We start from the raw sequence: 17,585 nt of genomic DNA, 5'->3' as shown, positions 1-17,585 counted from the left end.
GCGATAGGGCCCGAACAGGCAAAACAGGGCCACATTGCAAGACTGTAATCCCCGCCTCACCTTGCCGTTAGCTGGCCCTCGCTAGGATGGCCCTGTCTGATCGGTTATCACGAGGCAACCACGATGAACCTGACCAAATACCTGCTGTTGGCCACCCTTGCCCTGGGCAGCGCCAGTGTTTACGCCGAGGGCGGTGCGGAACGTTCCAGACAATTCTGGCAAGCGTTCCGCGAAGACCAGCAGCGCCTGCACGGCGACAAGCAACAGGCCGTTGCCGAGCGTGAGCGCAAGGCGCAGGAGAAGGCCCGCGAGTTGGCCAAGGATTGAGTGACAGCACCTGCGCCGTGACAGCTCCTCGGCGCAGGTGTATTCAGGCGCCCATCCGGGCGCCTTTTTTATTTGCGCGCCAGCAGGGTGGCGCGGCGTGGGGCCGGCAGACCTTCGATGGTCTTGCTGTGGTCGTTCGGGTCGAGGAAGTCGCCCAGTGACTGGTAGCGCATCCACTCGGTGCTGCGCTGTTCCTCGACGCTGGTCACGCTTACGTCGACGCAACGCACATCACTGAAACCGGCACGGCGCAACCAGCGCTCCAGGGCCGGTACCGACGGCAGGTACCAGACGTTGCGCATCTGTGCATAGCGGTCCTCAGGTACCAGCACCTGGTTTTCGTCACCCTCGATCACCAAGGTTTCCAGCACCAGTTCCCCGCCTTTGACCAGGCAGTCCTTGAGCGCCAGCAGGTGCTCGATGGGCGAGCGGCGGTGGTAGAACACCCCCATGGAAAACACCGTGTCGAAACCTTCGAGGTTGGCCGGCAGGTCTTCCAGGGCGAATGGCAGGTGCCAGGCGGGCAGCTCTGGCAGGTATTGCTGAACGGCCTGAAACTGGCAGAAGAACAGCCAGTTGGGGTCGACGCCAATTACCATGTCGGCGCCGGCACCGAGCATACGCCACTGGTAGTAGCCGTTACCGCAGCCCACGTCGAGCACGCGCTTGCCCTTGAGGTCCAGGTGCGGGCCGACCCGGGACCATTTCCAGTCCGAACGCCATTCGGTGTCCACATGCACGCCGAACAGGTCGAACGGCCCTTTGCGCCAAGGGGACAGGCCCATCAGTGCCTGGCGCATCTGCGCGCGGGTGGCGTCGTCGCAATCGCAGTCCAGGCGCAGCCCGTTGACCAGGTCGATTTCGCTCGGATTCAGGGCGGGCAAGGCTTCCAGCGCACCGCGCCAGCGGTCGAGGTCACCGTGCCCCTTCTCCAGCTTGGCTTCCAGTTGCGCTTGCAGGCCTTGTGACCAGGAAGCCAGGGGCGTGCCCGCCAGGCGGCGGACGAGGGGGGACAGATCGATCATGGCAGGGCAATCAAAGAGGCGAAATTAAGGCATTGGAACCAGGGCACCACCTTCGAGAAACCGGCTGCGCGCAGGCGCGCCTGGTGGGCTTCGAGGGTGTCGGGCCTCATCACGTTCTCGATAGCGCTGCGCTTCTGGGCAATTTCCAGTTCGCTGTAGCCATTGGCACGTTTGAAGTCCAGGTGCAGTTCATTGAGCAGGTCCTGCTGTTCATCATCGGCGAAGCGCAGTTTTTCCGAGAGGATCAGCGCACCACCGGGCAACAGTGCCTGGCGGATGCGGCCGAGCAGCTCCAGGCGCTGGTCGGGGGCGATGAATTGCAGGGTGAAGTTCATCGCCACCACCGAGGCGGGCTCGAAGGGTAGGGCCAGGATGTCGGCTTCCAGCACCTGCACCGGCAGCAGTTCCTGGAACATCGAGTCCTGGGCGGTGAGGTACTGGCGGCAACGCTCGACCATCGCCGCGGAGTTGTCCACGGCGATTACCCGGCAGCCGTCACTGCGCACATGGCGGCGCAGCGATTGAGTAACGGCACCCAACGACGCACCCAGGTCGTACAGCGCGGTATGCGGCTGGGCGAAGCGCGCGGCCAGCACGCCGAGGTTCTCGACAATGGTCGGGTAGCCCGGAACCGAGCGCTTGATCATGTCCGGGAACACACGCACCACATCCTCGTTGAAGACGAAGTCGGGCACTTGCTCCAAGGGCTGGGCGAAAAGGCGGTCGGGTTGTTTGCTCACGGCGGGCTCGATACAGGGTGAAACGGAGGCGCATTTTAGCCAAAGGCCGCGATTCTTGCCATGGCAGCGCTTCAGGGGCGGGCGCTGAGGGACCTCTGCGCCTGCCTGGTGGGTGTGCAGGTTGCCTATGAGCGAAGCTGCGGACTTTAGCGGACGATGATCTTGCAGTCGAAGGTTTGCACGGGGGCGATATCTGCGGCCCACGGCTGCTGGTACACCAGCACCAACTGACCATCGCCGGTATCGCTGGCCTGGTAGCGCCAGGTGGAGACACCGGCGCTGCCGACCACGTCTTCCTCCTCGGGAGCGCTATACACCTCCGGGCCAAGGCTGCGCAGTATGTTGGAGGCAGGTGCTTCGACGCGCCAGCGGTAGCCGGTGGACGGGTTGCTGGGCAAGCTCAGGATCAGCGCCTGGCCAACCTGCAGGCGCGTCGGGCATTCGCTTTCGGCGTCCAGTTCGACGGGGTGCGTGGGCTGTTGGGCACAGGCGGAAATCAGGGCGAAGCTCAGGGGAACGAGCAGACGAGGGGCGGTCATGTTGGCTCCGGAGGCTGACGATGGCCTGAGGATAACCGATGATCAAGGAGATTTGTGTTGCTTGTGCCGGCCCCTTCGCGGGCTTGCCCGCTCCCACAGGTATTGCACAGTATTTGAAAACTGTGGTTTCCCTGTGGGAGCGGGCAAGCCCGCGAAGGGGCCGGAGCAGCTCAGAACAGGACTTTGGCCACGTCGGCGAAGCGCTTGGCGAAATGCACGGTCAGGCCTTCGCGCAGGTAGTCCGGCAGCTCCTCATAGTCTCCACGGTTAGGCTCCGGCAAGATCAGCTCAAAGATCTTCTGCCGCCGCGCCGCAATCACCTTCTCGCGCACACCGCCAATCGGTAGTACCTGCCCGGTCAGGGTCAGCTCGCCGGTCATGGCCACGCCCTTCTTCGGCGCCTGGTCTCGGGCCAGCGACAGCAGGGCGCTGGCCATGGTGATGCCGGCACTCGGGCCGTCCTTGGGCGTGGCGCCTTCGGGCACGTGCAGGTGAATGAACGCTTCGTTGAAGAAGCCAGGATCACCACCAAACTGCTTGAGGTTGGAGCTGACGTAGCTGTAGGCAATTTCGGCCGACTCTTTCATCACATCACCCAGCTTGCCGGTCAGCTTGAAGCCGCGGTTGAGGGTGTGGATGCGGGTGGCTTCGATCGGCAGCGTGGCGCCGCCCATGCTGGTCCAGGCCAGGCCGGTGATCACGCCTTTGCCAGCCAGCACCTGCTCGCTGCGGAACACCGGCATGCCAAGCGCGGCTTCCAGGTCCTTGGTGCCGATCTTCAGTTTGGCCTCGGGGGTTTCCAGCAGCTTGACCACGGCCTTGCGCACCAGCTTGCCCAGTTGTTTCTCCAGCTGGCGTACCCCGGCTTCGCGGGCATAGCCTTCGATCACCGCGCGCAGGGCGCTGTCGCTGATGCCGAGGCTGGTCTTGGCCACACCGGCCTTTTCCAGCTGCTTGGGCCACAGGTGGCGCTTGGCGATGGCCAGTTTCTCTTCGGTGATGTAGCCGGACAGGCGGATCACTTCCATGCGGTCGAGCAATGGCCCGGGGATCGAATCCAGGGTGTTGGCGGTGCACACGAACAGCACCTTGGACAGGTCCAGGCGCAGGTCCAGGTAGTGGTCGAGGAAGTCGACGTTCTGCTCCGGGTCGAGGGTTTCCAGCAGCGCTGAAGCCGGGTCGCCCTGGTAGCTCTGGCCCATCTTGTCGATCTCGTCGAGCATGATCACAGGGTTCATCACCTCGACGTCCTTCAGGGCCTGCACCAGCTTGCCGGGCTGGGCGCCGATATAGGTGCGGCGGTGGCCCTTGATCTCGGCCTCGTCACGCATGCCGCCGACACTGAAGCGGTAGAACGGCCGGCCGAGCGATTCGGCGATGGATTTACCGATGCTGGTCTTGCCTACCCCGGGCGGGCCCACCAGCAGCACGATCGAGCCACTGATCTCGCCTTTCCAGGCGCCCACGGCGAGGAATTCGAGAATGCGCTCCTTGATGTCGTCGAGGCCGGCGTGGTGCTGGTCGAGGACCTTGCGTGCGTGCTTGAGGTCGAGCTTGTCCTTGCCGTACACGCCCCAGGGCAGGGCTGTGGCCCAGTCCAGGTAGTTGCGGGTGACGGCGTATTCGGGCGAGCCGGTTTCGAGGATGGCCAGCTTGCCCATCTCTTCGTCGATGCGCTTGCGTGCCTGGTCCGGCAGGGTCTTGCCTTCGAGGCGCTGCTCGAACTGCTCTAGGTCGGCGCTGCGGTCGTCCTTGGTCAGGCCCAGCTCCTGCTGGATGACCTTGAGCTGTTCCTTGAGGAAGAACTCGCGCTGGTGCTCGCCGATCTGCCGATTGACCTCGGCCGAGATCTCGTTCTGCAGGCGCGCCACCTCGACTTCCTTGCGCAGCATCGGCAGGACCTTTTCCATGCGCTTTAGCATGGGTACGCAGTCGAGCACTTCCTGCAACTGGTTGCCGGTGGCCGAGGTGAGGGCGGCGGCGAAGTCGGTGAGCGGCGACGGGTCGTTGGGGCTGAAGCGGTTGAGGTAGTTCTTCAGCTCTTCGCTGTACAGCGGGTTGAGCGGCAGCAGCTCCTTGATCGCATTGATCAGCGCCATGCCGTAGGCCTTGACCTCGTCGGTCGGCTCGGCTGGCTGACGCGGGTATTCCACCTCGACGAGGTACGGCGGGCGGTGGTGCTTGAGCCAGGTACGGATGCGTACCCGGGTCAGGCCCTGGGCGACGAACTGCAGCTTGCCGTTTTCGCGGCTGGCGTGGTGCACCTTCACCAGCGTGCCGTACTGCGGCAGCGCCGAGGTGTCGAAGTGGCGGTGGTCTTCTGGCGGGGTATCCATGAAGAACAGGGCCAGGCTGTGGTCTGGCGACTTGGCCACCAGGTCGAGGGTTTCTGCCCAAGGGTCTTCATTGACGATGACCGGCAGCACCTGGGCCGGGAAGAACGGGCGGTTGTGGATCGGGATCACATAGACCTTGTCCGGGAGCTGCTGGCCGGGCAGGGCAAGGGCGTGGCCGGTTTCGGCCTGGGGAGTGGTGTGTTCGACTTCGCTGTGTTCGTCGGGATGTTCCGGGAAATCCTGCTGGTCGCTCATGGGGCACCTGCGTGAATGACTATGGTGCTTAGATGGGGCGGGGGGGGATGGGTTTCAATGGTAGATGATGGCAGGAGGGAAGGGGATCTTTGGTGGCCTGTTCCGGCCCTATCGCCGGCAAGCCAGCTCCCACAGGTGACCCACTGCTTTCAAGGCTAGTGGAGTACCTGTGGGAGCTGGCTTGCCGGCGATGAGGCCAGTACAGCGAGTGAGCCCCGCTGGCGGGGCTCGGCAGCTTTATTCAGCCAGTTTGTAGGCGATGATGTAGTCGCCCATCCTGGTGCCCAGCGAGCCATGCCCGCCGGCAGTCACCAGCACGTACTGCTTGCCATCCTTGCCGCTGTAGCTCATCGGCGTGGCCTGGCCACCCGCTGGCAGGCGGGCTTTCCACAGTTCCTTGCCGTTGTTCACGTCATAGGCGCGCAGGTACTGGTCCAGGGTGCCGCTGAGGAAGCCGACGCCACCGGCGGTGACGATCGAACCACCCATGCTCGGCACGCCAACCGGCATGCCGATCGGCACCGGGGTGCTGTCGCGGGTGGTGCCGTTCTTGTGCTTCCACACCACCTTGTTGGTGAACAGGTCGATGGCGGCGACATAGCCCCAGGCCGGGGCCTGGCACGGTACGCCCAGTGGCGACATGAACGGGTGCATGGTCACCGCGTACGGCGCACCGGTGTTCGGCTGCACGCCGCTGGTCTCGCTTTCACGCTTGCTGCCCTCTGCCACCTGCTCACGCGGGATCATCTTCGACACGAAGGCCATGTAGTTGGGCGAGGTGAACAGCAGTTGGCGCACCGGGTCGACCGACACGCTACCCCAGTTGAACACACCGACGTTGCCCGGGTAGATCAGCGAGCCTTGCTCGGATGGCGGGGTGTACTGGCCTTCGTAACGCAGTTCGCGGAACTGGATGCGGCACAGCATCTGGTCGAACGGCGTGGCGCCCCACATGGCCTGTTCGGTCAGTTCAGGGCCGAGCAGGTTGAGGTCGGAGCGGGCCTGGGTCGGCGAGGTGTGGTCGCCTTTCACCGCACCCTGCGGGGTGGGGATCTCGCGGATCGGCACGATCGGCGTGCCGTCGCGGCGGTCGAGCACGTACAGGCTGCCTTGCTTGGTCGGCACGATGATTGCCGGCTTCACGCCGTCGTCGGTCTTCAGGTGGACCAGGGTCGGCTGGCTGCCGACGTCCATGTCCCACAGGTCGTGATGGGTGAACTGGTAGTTCCAGCGAGCCTTGCCGGTGGCAAGGTCCAGGGCGACCACGCCGGCGCTGTACTTCTCGGCACCCGGGGTGCGGTTGGCGCCCCACTGGTCCGGGGTCTGGTTGCCCAGTGGCAAGTAGATCATGCCGAGGTCTTCGTCGACGCTGGCGATCGACCACATGTTGGCCGAGTTGCGGCTGTACATCTTGCCGGGAGCCAGTGGCTGGGTGTCGTCCGGGTTGTTGCTGTCCCAGTTCCACACCAGGTGGCCATCGTGTACATCGTAGGCGCGGATCACGCCGGATGGCTCGTTGGTCGACTCGTTGTCGGTGACATGGCCACCGATGATCACCAGGTCACGGGTGACCGCCGCTGGCGAGGTGGAGTAGTAGCCGCCGGCGGTGAACGGGCCGATGCCGGTGGTGAGGTCGATCACGCCCTGGTTGGCGAAACCTTCGCAGACCTTGCCGTTGTCGGCGTTGATGGCGATCAGGCGGGCGTCTGCGGTGGGCAGGTAGAGGCGGCGTGGGCAGGCCTGGGCCACGGCCTGGCCGGCGTCGGTAATTTTCGGTACCGGGCTGCCGTCGCGGCTGACGTAGCGGTTTTCGTCATAGTACGAAACGCCACGGCAGGTCATGTGGGCGAAGCCCTTGAAGGTGCCGACTGGGCTCTTGACCTGCGGGTCGTAGCGCCAGATTTCCGCGCCGGTGTCCGGGTCCAGGGCCAGCACGCGGCTGTGCGCGGTGCAGGCATAGAGCATGCCGTTGACCTTCAGCGGGGTGTTCTGGTTGGTCAGCTCCACCGGGTCGTTTTCGGTCGGCAGGTCACCGGTGCGGATGCGCCAGGCTTCTGCCAGGCGGTAGGCATTCTGCGGGGTGATCTGGCGCAGCGGCGAATAGCGGTCGCCGTGCTCGGTGCGGCCGTAGGCCTGCCATTCGCCGTCGGGCATGGCCGGGGCGGCGCTGGCCATTTCGCTGCTGTCGCGGCCCAGTTCGCCGAACACTTCACCTGGGTGGGTGAACTGGCTGCCCAGGGCGCAAGCGCCCGAAGCGACCACTGCAATGCCGAGCAGCGCAGTGTTGGCCTTGTTGGCCGGGCCGATCAGCGGGCGACGCGCCCAGGGCAGCAGCAGGACCACACCGATGGCAAACCAGATGGCCAGGCGCGGTACCAGTTGCCACCAGTCCAGGCCCACTTCGAGCAGGGCCCACACGGTGCTGCCCAGCAGTACCAGGCCGTACAGGCCCAGGGCGATGCGGCGCTGGGCCAGCAGCAGGATGCCCGACAGGGCAAAGCCGATACCGGCGATCAGGTAGTACAGCGATCCGCCCAGCTGGCTCAGCTTGATGCCGCCGGCCAGCAGGGCCAGGCCCATCAGCAACAGCAGCGCGCCGATCAGGCGCGGTAGCCAGCGGCTTCCATTGTTGGCACCTTCAGTGCTCATCGTAGGTTCTCCGTCAGGTCAAAAAGGGGGTTAGAAACTGCTCTGGATCTTCAGGCCGCCGATCAGGGCGCCATCGACCTGCGACACCCCGCCCGGGTGGCGGATGTACTGCAGGTTGGGGCGGACCGTGAGCCAGTCGGCCAAGTGGATGCCGTAGTACAGCTCGGCGCTGTACTCGGTGTCCTGCACCGGCAGGAAACCGGGGTTGTCGTAGTCGTAGAGGCCGGCGGCCTGGTTGGCCAGGCGCGCGTTCTTGCGATAGGCAGGGTTGACGTGCACACGGGCCAGGGCGAAACCGATGTCGTCCTTGGCGCGGGCGTCGAAGGGCCCTTTGTATACCAGTCCTGCCTGCACATAGTTGTCGATGGCATTGGTCTTCTTGTCGTGCACCGTGGCGTTGGCGAACAGGCTCAGGCCACGCGACTGGTCGGACGCCAGCGAAGTCACCTGCTGCTGGGCGCCGAGCCACAAGCCGTGCTTGCTCGAACTGCTGCGGTAGGCGGCGCCGCTGAGGGCTGCCGGCTGGCCGTTGCTGTCCTTGAGAACATCCTGTGCCTTGGCATTACTGTAGTAGTAGCCGGCGCGATATTCCCCTTTCAGACCATTGACCTGTGGACTCCATACCAGTTCTATCGGCATTACCGCGCCTTGGGTGCCGCTGCCGCTGAGCTTGAAGCCGTTGCCCGACTCCAGGTTGGAGGGATTCTGCTCGTACACGCCGACCTGGGCGTAGAGGGCATCGCTGAGGTTGTAGCGGACGCGCAGGGCCCACTGGCTAACCGGCCAGTTGTACCAGATGCCGCCCACCCAGTTGCCTACCTGCGAGCCGCAGAAGGCCAGGTTCTGGAAGTCGCAGGGGAAGCTGTTGAAGTCCTCGCCTTCGCCGAAACGGCCGAATTTCACGTCCAGTGCGCCATCGAAGTACTTCTGCTTGATCCACATCTGCGTCAGCCGCCAGGTTTCGCCACGGCCCCAGACCTCCTGGGCCGAGGTGAAGCCGCCGACACGCGGGTCGTTGATGCGGTCGTTGCTGATGTTGTCGCCGTGGCGCTCGGTGATGGTCAGCTGGAATTCGGTGTCGTGCCAGCCAAGGATCTTCTCCAGGTCCAGGTGGCTGCCGAAGGTGAACTGGTCGCTGTAGCGCGCGGTGCGGTCGTGGTCGTAGCCACCATGCAGGTTGCTGCCCATCTCGCCGGTGTAGCCGAGGGTGAAGTCGTAGCCTTTTTCCAGCAGTTCGCTGCGGGTGCCACCCCAGTCGCCGAGCATCCAGGGGGAGTCGCTGGCGAACATCTCGCTGGCGCCGGTGGGGGCCGCCAGGGCGCTGAGGGCAAGGCCGATGTAACAGGTTTTGGGCAGTTGGAGCATGAGATAGCGCTATCTTTTGATTATTGAATAAACGGCAAGCGCATCGAAGGGCGGGCCCTCCAATGGAAATGACGACAAGATGGTTTCGATGAAGCGATTCAGCTTGCGGCGGGGAGGATATAGGGGAAGTTGTAAGAAAAAAAGACAAATTGTCGCAGTGGATTGTTGCTGATATGGCAACAGTCCAGAGCTTGCGAGCTCTTTGTGGGAGCGGGCGCGCCCGCGAACACCGGCGGAGCCGGTGCCATCCACCGTGTCGGCTTCTTCGCGGGCATGCCCGCTCCCACAGTTACTGATTTGCAATCAGAAGGTGGTACGCAGGCCTACTTCCACACTACGCCCCGGCGCCGGGGCGATATCGCGCAGGATCGAGCTGGCATAGCGCACGGTCTGGTCAGTCAGGTTCTCGCCGCGCACAAACGCCAGCCATTGGCTCTGGCCAACTTCGAAGCGGTAGCCAACGCTGGCCCCCAGCGTGGTGTAGCCATCGGTGCTGGTTTCGTTGGCCGGTTTGCGATGCTGCGACGCAGCATGCTGCACGTCGACCCGCGCCTGCCAGCGGTCCAGCTCCCAGACCAGGCCGCTGTTCAGGCGCAGTGGGGCGATGCGTGGCAGCGGCTCGCCACTGTCCAGGTTTTTCGCCCGGGTGTAGTCACCGGAGAGCTCCAGGGCAAAGCTGCCATAGCGGTTCTCGGCCAGTTGCCAGCGGTCCTGGGCCTCGATGCCATAGAAGCGCGCCCGCACGCCCTGGTACTGGTATTCCGGGAAACCGTCATGGTCGTGATCGTGGTCATGGTCATCCTCGCCATGGTCGTGGTCATGCCCCTCGCGGATGTTGCCGGTGCCGATCAGGCCGATGTAGTTGCGGAAGTGGCTGTAGAACACCCCGACACTGCCCTTGTGGGTGCCGTTGTCGAAACGCAAGGCCAGGTCGGTAGAAATGGCTTTTTCCTTGTTCAGGCTGGCATCGCCGACTTCAAAGGCTCCGGTGGCCACGTGGGCACCATTGGCATACAGCTCGTAGAAGGTCGGGGCGCGCTCGGTGTAGCCGAGGTTGGCGGCCAGCGACCAGATCGGGTCGAGCTGGTACACCGCCCCGGAAGACAGGCTGAAGGCGTTGAAAGTGCTGGCGCTGTCGGCGTCGGCGAAGTTCTCGTTGCCTTTGGCATCCGGGTCGACCCGGGTGTGCTCCATGCGTGCGCCCAGGCTCAGGTTCAGGCGCTCGGTGGCTTGCCACTGCTCCAGCATGAACAGCGCCAGGCTGTCGGTGTCGGTGTGCGGGACGAAGGCTTCCTCGCCCAAGGCGGAGAATTCGTTGCGGCTGACCTGGGCGCCGATCACGCCTTCTACCGGCCCGAGCGGTTGGTGGCGGGCTTCGATACGTGCTTCATAGCCCTTGTTCCTGAAGGTGGTGTGGACTTCGCCTTCTTCTATTTCACGGTGCTCGTAGTCGGTGTAGCCGGCATCGACCTTGACCGAAGTGAACGGCCCGTCCAGGTCACGCAGTTCGGAGGCGAAGGCGTAGTGGTCCTGCTTCATGTCCAGGCGCACACCTGGCTCGGCCACCGAGCCATAGTTGCTGTCGTAGCGGCTGTAGGACAGGCCGGCGTAACCGTGGTCCCAATGGTAGGCGCCACCCACGGCGCCACCGTCCTGGCGGCCGTCGCTGTTTTCCAGGCGGTGCTTGCTGCCGGGTTCGTCGGCGTCGCGCACTTTGGAACTGCGCGCGTAACCGGGGATGCGCAGGTCGTTGAACTGGCGGCTGTTGGCATCCAGGTGCAGGGCGAAGGCACCGTTGCCGGCCTCCAGCTTGCCAGCGCTGCTGCGGGTGGTATCGGCGCCGCCGTAGCGCAGTTCACCGGCACCTTGGATGCCCTCGATGGGGGTATCCGGGATGCGATTGTCGAAGGTATTGACCACGCCTCCGATGGCGTTGCCGCCGTAGAGCAGGGCAGCCGGGCCACGGACGATCTCGACACGGTCGACGGTCACCGGGTCCAGCGGCACGGCGTGGTCGTAGGACAGCGATGAAGCATCCAGGGCGCCGACGCCATTGCGCAGGATGCGAATGCGGTCGCCATCCAGTCCACGAATTACCGGGCGACTGGCGCCAGGGCCGAACCAGGTGGAGGCGACCCCGGGCTGCTTGTTCAGGGTTTCACCGAGGCTGCCGTGCTGCTGTTGCAGCAGGTTGTCGCCTTCGAGCACGGTGCTGGGTGCGGCCAGCTGGCTGTTGCCCAAAGGGTTGGCGGTGATGACCTGGGGTTCGAGTTCCACGGCGTGGCTGGGTGATGCGGCCAGCCACAGCGCGACGACGAGGGGAGAGAGGCGAAGCGGTGTGTACAGCATGGGGATGGGGCGTTCCTTGGCAGATGCTTTTGTATTGTTACAATATAACATCTCTATTTCAGCACAGAGGTTTTGCGCCTGGCCAGCGGTTTTTCTGTCGACTCCCCTGATCCCACCCACCACTACACTCGTGTAAGGTGCGCATCTTTCCTACGGAGCACTGGCATGAGCACGGCCCAACACAACGCGCTGCACGGCAAGACCCTCGAACAGATCCTCACCGAGCTGGTGGCGCACTACCAATGGCAGGGCCTGGCCGAGCGCATCGATGTGCGCTGCTTCAAAAGCAACCCGACCATCAAGTCGAGCCTGACCTTCCTGCGCAAGACGCCGTGGGCACGGGAAAAGGTCGAGCAGCTGTACGTGAAGCTGCAGCGCCAGGCCTGACATGCCGCGCCGTCCCTGGCTGACCGGCATGGCCGTGCTGGGTTGGTTCGGCCTGGCCGTGCAGGTGTACCTGGTGCTGTTGGCGCGTTGGCAGGAACAGGCCAGTCTGGCGGGTGGCCTGATCAATGTGTTCGGGTATTTCACCGTGTTGACCAATACCCTGGTGGCAACGGTGCTCAGTTATGCGGCGTTCGGCCGGGAAGGCCGTGCCAAGCGCTTTTTCCTGTCGCCTGCGGTGAGTTCCGCGGTGGCCGCCAGCATCGTGCTGGTGGCATTGGCCTACAGCGTGCTGTTGCGTCACTTGTGGCAACCGCAGGGCTGGCAATGGCTGGCGGACGAGTTGCTGCACGATGTGATGCCCGTGCTATATGCCTTGTATTGGTGGTGCGAGGTGCCCAAGGGCAGGTTGCGGCTATGGCATCTGCTGGTCTGGGCGGTGTACCCGGCGACGTATTTTGCCTACGCGCTGTGGCGGGGGAGCGAGATTGGCGTGTATGCCTACCCGTTCATCGATGTGGCGAGCCTGGGGTATGGGCAGGTATTGCTCAATGCCCTGGGGGTGTTGGCGGGGTTCTGGGGGATTGGGCTGGTGTTGCTGGGGCTGGACAGGTGGCGGGGGCCGCACAGATTGGCTTGACCTGCACTGGCCCTATCGCCGGCAAGCCAGCTCCCACAGGAATTGCGCAGCCCTTGAACGCTGCGGGGTACCTGTGGGAGCTGGCTTGCCGGCGATAGGGCCGGGGCAGCAATAATCAATCATTCGTCGTCCGCAGTCCCGTCGGCACGCCAGTAGGCCACAGCCTTGAGCGCATCCTCAGGCAAGCCTTTCTCCAGCAACAGTGCCTTGGCCTGCCGGCTCAGGGCCTTTTCCAGTGCCACCCAGCCGTACAAACGGCCCTGCGGCAAGGTCAGGTTCTTCACCAGTGCCAGCAAGTCCTCCTGTTGGCGACGTACCCAGATCACCTCCACCTGTGCCTTGCTCGGCAGTGGCTGGCGTTCCTGCTCGTCTTCGATCTGGATAACCGCCAGCACCTGACGGCCCGCAGGCAACTCCTCCAGACGGCGGCCAATGGCCGGGATGGCAGTTTCGTCACCGATCAGCAGGTAGCTGTCGAAAATGTCCGGCACCACCATCGAAGCCCGCGGCCCGGCAATGTCCAGGGTTTGCCCGGGTGCCGCCTGGGCTGCCCAGGTAGAGGCAGGGCCATCGCCGTGCAGCACGAAGTCGATGTCCAGCTCATTGGCCACCAGGTCGATGCGCCGTGGCGTGTATTCGCGCATGGTAGGCCGCGCGCCACCTTCTCGGCCCAGGTTACGAGCCTCGATGGCCTGTTGTTGCTCCGGCGTTTCGGCGAACAGCAGCTTGATATGGTCGTCGCTGCCCACGCTGGTGAAGCCCTGCAGCTCGGCACCCCCGAGGGTGATGCGGCGCATGCGCGGGGTCAGTTCGGTGACCCGCAGCACCTGCAGGCGGCGTTGGCGGATTTCGTGGTTGACGCGGTGAATGGTGTCACTCATGGGGTGTCTCCCTGACAGGTTCGGCCGGCCCGGAGGCGATGGCCTTGGCGGTGTGGTTGAGCAGGTCGCGGACCCGCTCGATTTCTTCCGGTGTCCAGCGGCCACTGTGCATGTGCAGTGCGTGGCGCAGGTTGCCGACCGCTTCATGAATCTCTGGTGGGCGGTCGTGGCCGCGCAGGGCGCGCTTGCTGACTTCGATGCGCATGCGCACGCCGTCCAGTGCGACGGCCTGTTCGGCCAGGGCGGTGCGGCCGGCTTCGGTAATGGCGTAGAGGCGTTTGCTGCCCTGCACCTGGCCGCTGATCAGTTCGGCCTCCTCGAGGAAGTTGAGGGTGGGGTAGATCACCCCGGGGCTTGGGCTGTAGCTGCCGTCGAACAGGTTTTCGATCTGGCGGATCAGGTCGTAGCCGTGGCCTGGCTGCTCGGCGAGCAGGGCCAGCATCAGCAGCTTGAGGTCGCCGGGGGCGAAGACGCGCGGGCCGCGTTCGCCACGACCTGGGCGCCGCTCGAAGGGGTCATGGGGGGTATGTTCGCGCATAGGGGCAGGGCTCCGTCGTTTGCGATATATCTTAAGATATTACTCAAGATATATCTAAAGACAAGCCCTTAATTGCAGATGATTATCATCTAGTTGTTCGATGTATCCCCTTGCGGCGTGGCTGTGTGCATGGCCACTTGCGGCGCTTTGCACTCATTCGGATTGCCCGGTTGCAGGTATGGCATGAGGATCGGAGCCATGCCCTTGAGTACCTGCACCGGCAGCGCCGAGGTGAACTTGAAGGCCTCTGCCGAGCGCCCCGGCACGAACGCGGTCAAGGTACCGAAGTGGTTGTCGCCCAGGAAGAACACGAAGGTGGCGGTACGGTTCAGCGAGCGCGAGCCGATCAGCCGGCCGCCAGCACCAAAGCTTTCGATGCGGTTGTCACCGGTACCGGTCTTGCCACCCATAACCAGTGGCGTGCCGTCCTGCAGCTTGAAACTGCCGGAAATACGCCGCGCGGTACCCGCATCCACCACCTGCGACATGGCGCCTTTGAGGGCGCGCGCCACTTCGACCGGCAGAATCCGCACACCCCGGTCCGGGTCAGTGACCAGCTTGGTCTCGTAAGGCGTGTTGGCAGCGAAGTGCAGGGTGTCAATCCGCAAGGTCGGCAGGCGCACGCCGTCGTTCTGGATGATGCCGACCAGTTCGGAGAGGGCGGCGGGGCGGTCGCCCGAGCTGCCGATGGCGGTGGCCAGCGAGGGCACCAGGTGGTCGAATGGATAGCCCACGCGCTTCCAGCGCTGGTGAATGTCGAGGAACGCTTCGATCTCGACCATGGTGCGAATGCGGCTGTCACGGGCACCCTGATGGCGGCTCTTGAACAGCCAGCCGTAAACCTCCTGGCGCTCGAAGCGGCTGGCATTGACCATTTCGGTCAAGGTCGAACCGGGGTTCTTCAGCAGGTAACCCAGCAGCCACAAGTCCAGCGGGTGAACCTTGGCGATATAGCCCTGGTCGGGCAGGTCGTACTTGCCCGGGCCGTAGGCGTCGTACATCTCCGACAGGCGGCCATCGGTCAGTTTGCCCAGGACGATCTTGTCACCCTTGAGGTGGGCGCGGACGAAGGCGTTGAAGGTTTCCTGGCCAGCCTCGGGGAACAGGTAGCGGTGCACGGCCGCCAACCGTTGCGGGGTCACGCGCATGCTGTCGAGGAAGGTGTCCAGGCGCTGCTGCGAGGTCTTGCGCTGGTATTTCTTCCAGAAGCGCATCAGGTAGTTGGTGCCTTCCTTGTCGGCGAAACGGGCCAGGTATTCCTGGCGGCGCGGGTCGGAGTCGTCCTTGAGCAGCGGCACGCGGTTGTACGGCTGCTGGTAGGTCACGTAGCGCACCAGGTCGCGCATCAGGCGGATGAACGGCAGGTTGATCGACTCGCGCAATGCATCCTTGAGGGTTGGGTTGCGGCTGTTGTCTTCCTTGCGGAAGTTGTTGAACACATGCATGCCGCCGCCGGTGAAGAAGGCTTCGCCGGTGTTGGCCGAATACTTGCGTTCCAGCGCCGCATCGAGCATCGCGTCCAGGCTCTGGTTCTTGCTGTTCTGCGCCAGCCATTCCAGCGACCACTGGCTGATGCGGTCGAGTTCGGCGACTTCGACTTTCTTCAACTCGGCGGCTGGCTTGCCGGCGTATTTGTCGTGCAGTTCGGCGATGATCTCCAGGTAGGTGGTGAGCACCCGCAACTTGGCGGTGGAACCCAGCTCCAGCTTGCTGCCTTCGTTGATGTCGAAGGGCTGGTCGGTGCTGTCGGTCTGCACCCGCACCCGCGAGCCGTCGGCGGTGCGCTCGAACAAGGTGAAGCTGTAGCTCACCTGGTCGGTGGTCTTGGCGGTGAGCAGGCGTTCGCCGATCAGGCCGATCTGCGCCGCAAATTCAGGGTCGGCAAGGTTTTTCAGGTACTGGCTGACCTGCAGCTGCAGGTCGGACTGCAGGGTACTGGTGGCCGACACGTCGAGCCGGTCGAGGTCGTACAGCGGGCGGTTGAGCATGGCCGCCAGGCGGTTGCGTGCCAGGCTGATGCCCTTGTTGGTGACGATCGGCACGATGGTCGGTTGCGCCACCCAGTCGCGGTATACCGCCTTGCTGGCCAGTGCCGCGTCGGCCAGTGGCTGCTCGATGACCTTGTTGGCGGCCAGCACGCGGATGTGCGCGTCGGTCAGTTCGGCCAGCTCTAGCCGCCCCTTGGACAGGTAGTGCGACGGCCGGCGCTGGGCAATCATCAGTGACAGCACCTGGCGCAGGGCCAGGCCGCGTGCGGCCATGCTCTCAGGGTCGCTGGCGGTGGAGTTCAGGGCCTGGTTGACCTGGTCGAAGTCGGCGCCGTACCACACCCGCAGGCCTTCGGCCATGCCATGCACTTCGCCATGCCCAGGCACTGCCGACAGCGGCACGCTGTTGAGGTAGTCCCGCACGATGCGCTGGCGCGCCTCGGTGGTGTCAGGGCCGCCCTGGTAGGCGCGCACGCTGGCGGAAATCATCTGGCGGATCTTCTCGGCGCCGGAAACGGTCAGGCCGTCCGGTGAATGGCGGTACTTTTCCAGCTGCGTGGCCAGGGTGCTTCCGCCAGCGGACTGGCCGGGCAGGGCCAGGTACTTGGCCACCTGGCTGTAGGCGGCCTTGGCGAAGCGCGGCCAGTCCACGGCCGGGTTGTTGCGTGGGTCCTTGGTGTCGAGCAGGTCGCGGTTCTCGATGAACAGTAGGCTGTTGACGATCACCGGCGGGATCGCCGCAAAGTCCGGGTACAGGTGTTGCGGGTAGTTGTACTGGTACAGCATGTCGCCGCGGCAGTCGGTGATCGACAGGCCAGCCTGGATTTTCTCGATATAGGGGGCGAACAGCCCATGATCGACGTAGTTCATCAACGCCGGCGAGAACTTCACCTGCTCGCTGATCAGGTAGTCGCGCTTGAGCAGGCGCGGCAGGAATTCGCCCAGGGCGCTGTAGCCCAGGCGTTTGTCGAACGGCCCTTCGCCGGGGTAGACGATGGCATCGCTGGGGCCTGGTTGCAGCGAATAGGTGAGGGTGCTGGCCAGCTTGCTGAATTCCCGCGACTGCAGGTTGGAGGTGCGGAATTCGTCATACGCAGCGAAGCCGATGGCCACCAGCGCCACCAGCAGGATGAGGATGATCAGCCGCCACCATAGCCGACGCTGACGGGGGGACTTGGGTTGTGGCGTCTCGGCCGGAGGTATCTCGGGTGCTTCCGTTCTGCTTGGTTCCGATTGCCACAGTGCGCCCATAGTCTTCTATCCGGCCAGGTATTTTCGTCTTGCTTGTCTGAAGCTTAGACGTTGAGCGGGTCAGGTGAAAAATTTGTAAGAGACGGAGAAAAGTGGCGTAGGGCTATGCGGCTTTGGTGTGGGTTTTTTCGTAAGGCGATATTGCTATGGTGGCCAGGAAATTTTGCGGCCGCTTTGCGCCCGATCGCAGGCAAGCCAGCTCCCACAGAGCCCGAGTTCTCGCCAAATTTCTGCATATTTACAGTGAAAACCCCTGCAACGGTCTTCCTATACTGCTCGCCCCCTTCGCCTTGCCGGGCGCTCTATTCCGGCACACGG

General features: G+C 64.0%; 13 protein-coding genes. 3 read left to right on the top strand and 10 right to left on the bottom strand.

Features of this window, described 5'->3' with window-relative positions:
* Positions 1 to 123 precede the first annotated feature (123 nt).
* Positions 124 to 327 (top strand): hypothetical protein, encoded by a 204-nt coding sequence (locus tag B2790_RS12245; RefSeq protein ID WP_286918920.1) that lies wholly within the window; start codon positions 124 to 126, stop codon positions 325 to 327.
* Between the two features lie 68 nt (positions 328 to 395).
* On the opposite strand, the gene cmoB is transcribed toward B2790_RS12245, so the two are convergent.
* The 7 genes from cmoB to B2790_RS12210 all read right to left on the bottom strand — a co-directional run bounded on the left by cmoB (position 396) and on the right by B2790_RS12210 (position 11,585).
* The gene (gene cmoB / locus B2790_RS12240) at positions 396 to 1,352 is read right to left on the bottom strand and encodes a tRNA 5-methoxyuridine(34)/uridine 5-oxyacetic acid(34) synthase CmoB (RefSeq protein ID WP_085590264.1); all 957 of its coding nucleotides are present in this window, start codon (positions 1,350 to 1,352) and stop codon (positions 396 to 398) included.
* Positions 1,349 to 2,092, bottom strand: coding sequence for a carboxy-S-adenosyl-L-methionine synthase CmoA (gene cmoA / locus B2790_RS12235; RefSeq protein ID WP_025340420.1), 744 nt, complete (start codon positions 2,090 to 2,092; stop codon positions 1,349 to 1,351). Before cmoA ends, cmoB begins: the two co-directional genes overlap by 4 nt.
* Before the next feature lie 146 nt (positions 2,093 to 2,238).
* Complete coding sequence (locus tag B2790_RS12230) at positions 2,239 to 2,631, bottom strand: protease inhibitor I42 family protein (protein WP_286918919.1); 393 nt, start codon at positions 2,629 to 2,631, stop codon at positions 2,239 to 2,241.
* A gap of 170 nt (positions 2,632 to 2,801) precedes the next feature.
* A complete protein-coding gene (gene lon, locus B2790_RS12225) occupies positions 2,802 to 5,222 on the bottom strand; it encodes an endopeptidase La (RefSeq protein ID WP_075046168.1) in 2,421 nt (806 codons plus the stop codon).
* A gap of 237 nt (positions 5,223 to 5,459) precedes the next feature.
* A complete protein-coding gene (locus B2790_RS12220; RefSeq protein ID WP_286918918.1) occupies positions 5,460 to 7,871 on the bottom strand; it encodes a glucose/quinate/shikimate family membrane-bound PQQ-dependent dehydrogenase in 2,412 nt (803 codons plus the stop codon).
* Between the two features lie 30 nt (positions 7,872 to 7,901).
* A complete protein-coding gene (locus B2790_RS12215) occupies positions 7,902 to 9,236 on the bottom strand; it encodes a carbohydrate porin (RefSeq protein WP_286918917.1) in 1,335 nt (444 codons plus the stop codon).
* 303 nt (positions 9,237 to 9,539) lie between these two features.
* Positions 9,540 to 11,585: a TonB-dependent receptor gene (locus B2790_RS12210; RefSeq protein ID WP_286918916.1), complete on the bottom strand. Its 2,046-nt coding sequence runs from the start codon at positions 11,583 to 11,585 to the stop codon at positions 9,540 to 9,542.
* A gap of 165 nt (positions 11,586 to 11,750) precedes the next feature.
* Between B2790_RS12210 and B2790_RS12205 the strand changes: the two genes are divergently transcribed.
* Together B2790_RS12205 and B2790_RS12200 are read left to right on the top strand one after the other, a co-directional pair.
* Positions 11,751 to 11,972 (top strand): VF530 family DNA-binding protein, encoded by a 222-nt coding sequence (locus tag B2790_RS12205; RefSeq protein ID WP_003252112.1) that lies wholly within the window; start codon positions 11,751 to 11,753, stop codon positions 11,970 to 11,972.
* A gap of 1 nt (position 11,973) precedes the next feature.
* The gene (locus B2790_RS12200) at positions 11,974 to 12,609 is read left to right on the top strand and encodes a Pr6Pr family membrane protein (protein WP_286918915.1); all 636 of its coding nucleotides are present in this window, start codon (positions 11,974 to 11,976) and stop codon (positions 12,607 to 12,609) included.
* Positions 12,610 to 12,728: 119 nt separating this feature from the next.
* Here the strand turns inward: B2790_RS12200 and B2790_RS12195 are convergent, their stop codons facing one another.
* From B2790_RS12195 to B2790_RS12185, 3 genes are all read right to left on the bottom strand, one after another.
* Complete coding sequence (locus B2790_RS12195; protein ID WP_075046163.1) at positions 12,729 to 13,490, bottom strand: siderophore-interacting protein; 762 nt, start codon at positions 13,488 to 13,490, stop codon at positions 12,729 to 12,731.
* Positions 13,483 to 14,028 carry a PadR family transcriptional regulator gene (locus B2790_RS12190; protein ID WP_046614772.1) on the bottom strand — a complete coding sequence of 182 codons (546 nt, stop codon included), beginning with the start codon at positions 14,026 to 14,028 and terminating at the stop codon, positions 13,483 to 13,485. Before B2790_RS12190 ends, B2790_RS12195 begins: the two co-directional genes overlap by 8 nt.
* 89 nt (positions 14,029 to 14,117) lie before the next feature.
* Positions 14,118 to 17,267, bottom strand: a complete 3,150-nt coding sequence (locus tag B2790_RS12185) for a transglycosylase domain-containing protein (RefSeq protein WP_085692276.1) — start codon at positions 17,265 to 17,267, stop codon at positions 14,118 to 14,120.
* Positions 17,268 to 17,585: the final 318 nt, after the last annotated feature.

Source organism: Pseudomonas sp. UBA6753 (genome assembly GCF_002453565.1).
Classification (GTDB): Bacteria; Pseudomonadota; Gammaproteobacteria; order Pseudomonadales; family Pseudomonadaceae; genus Aquipseudomonas; species Aquipseudomonas putida_Z.
This window is presented reverse-complemented; position numbering and strand designations above follow the sequence as displayed.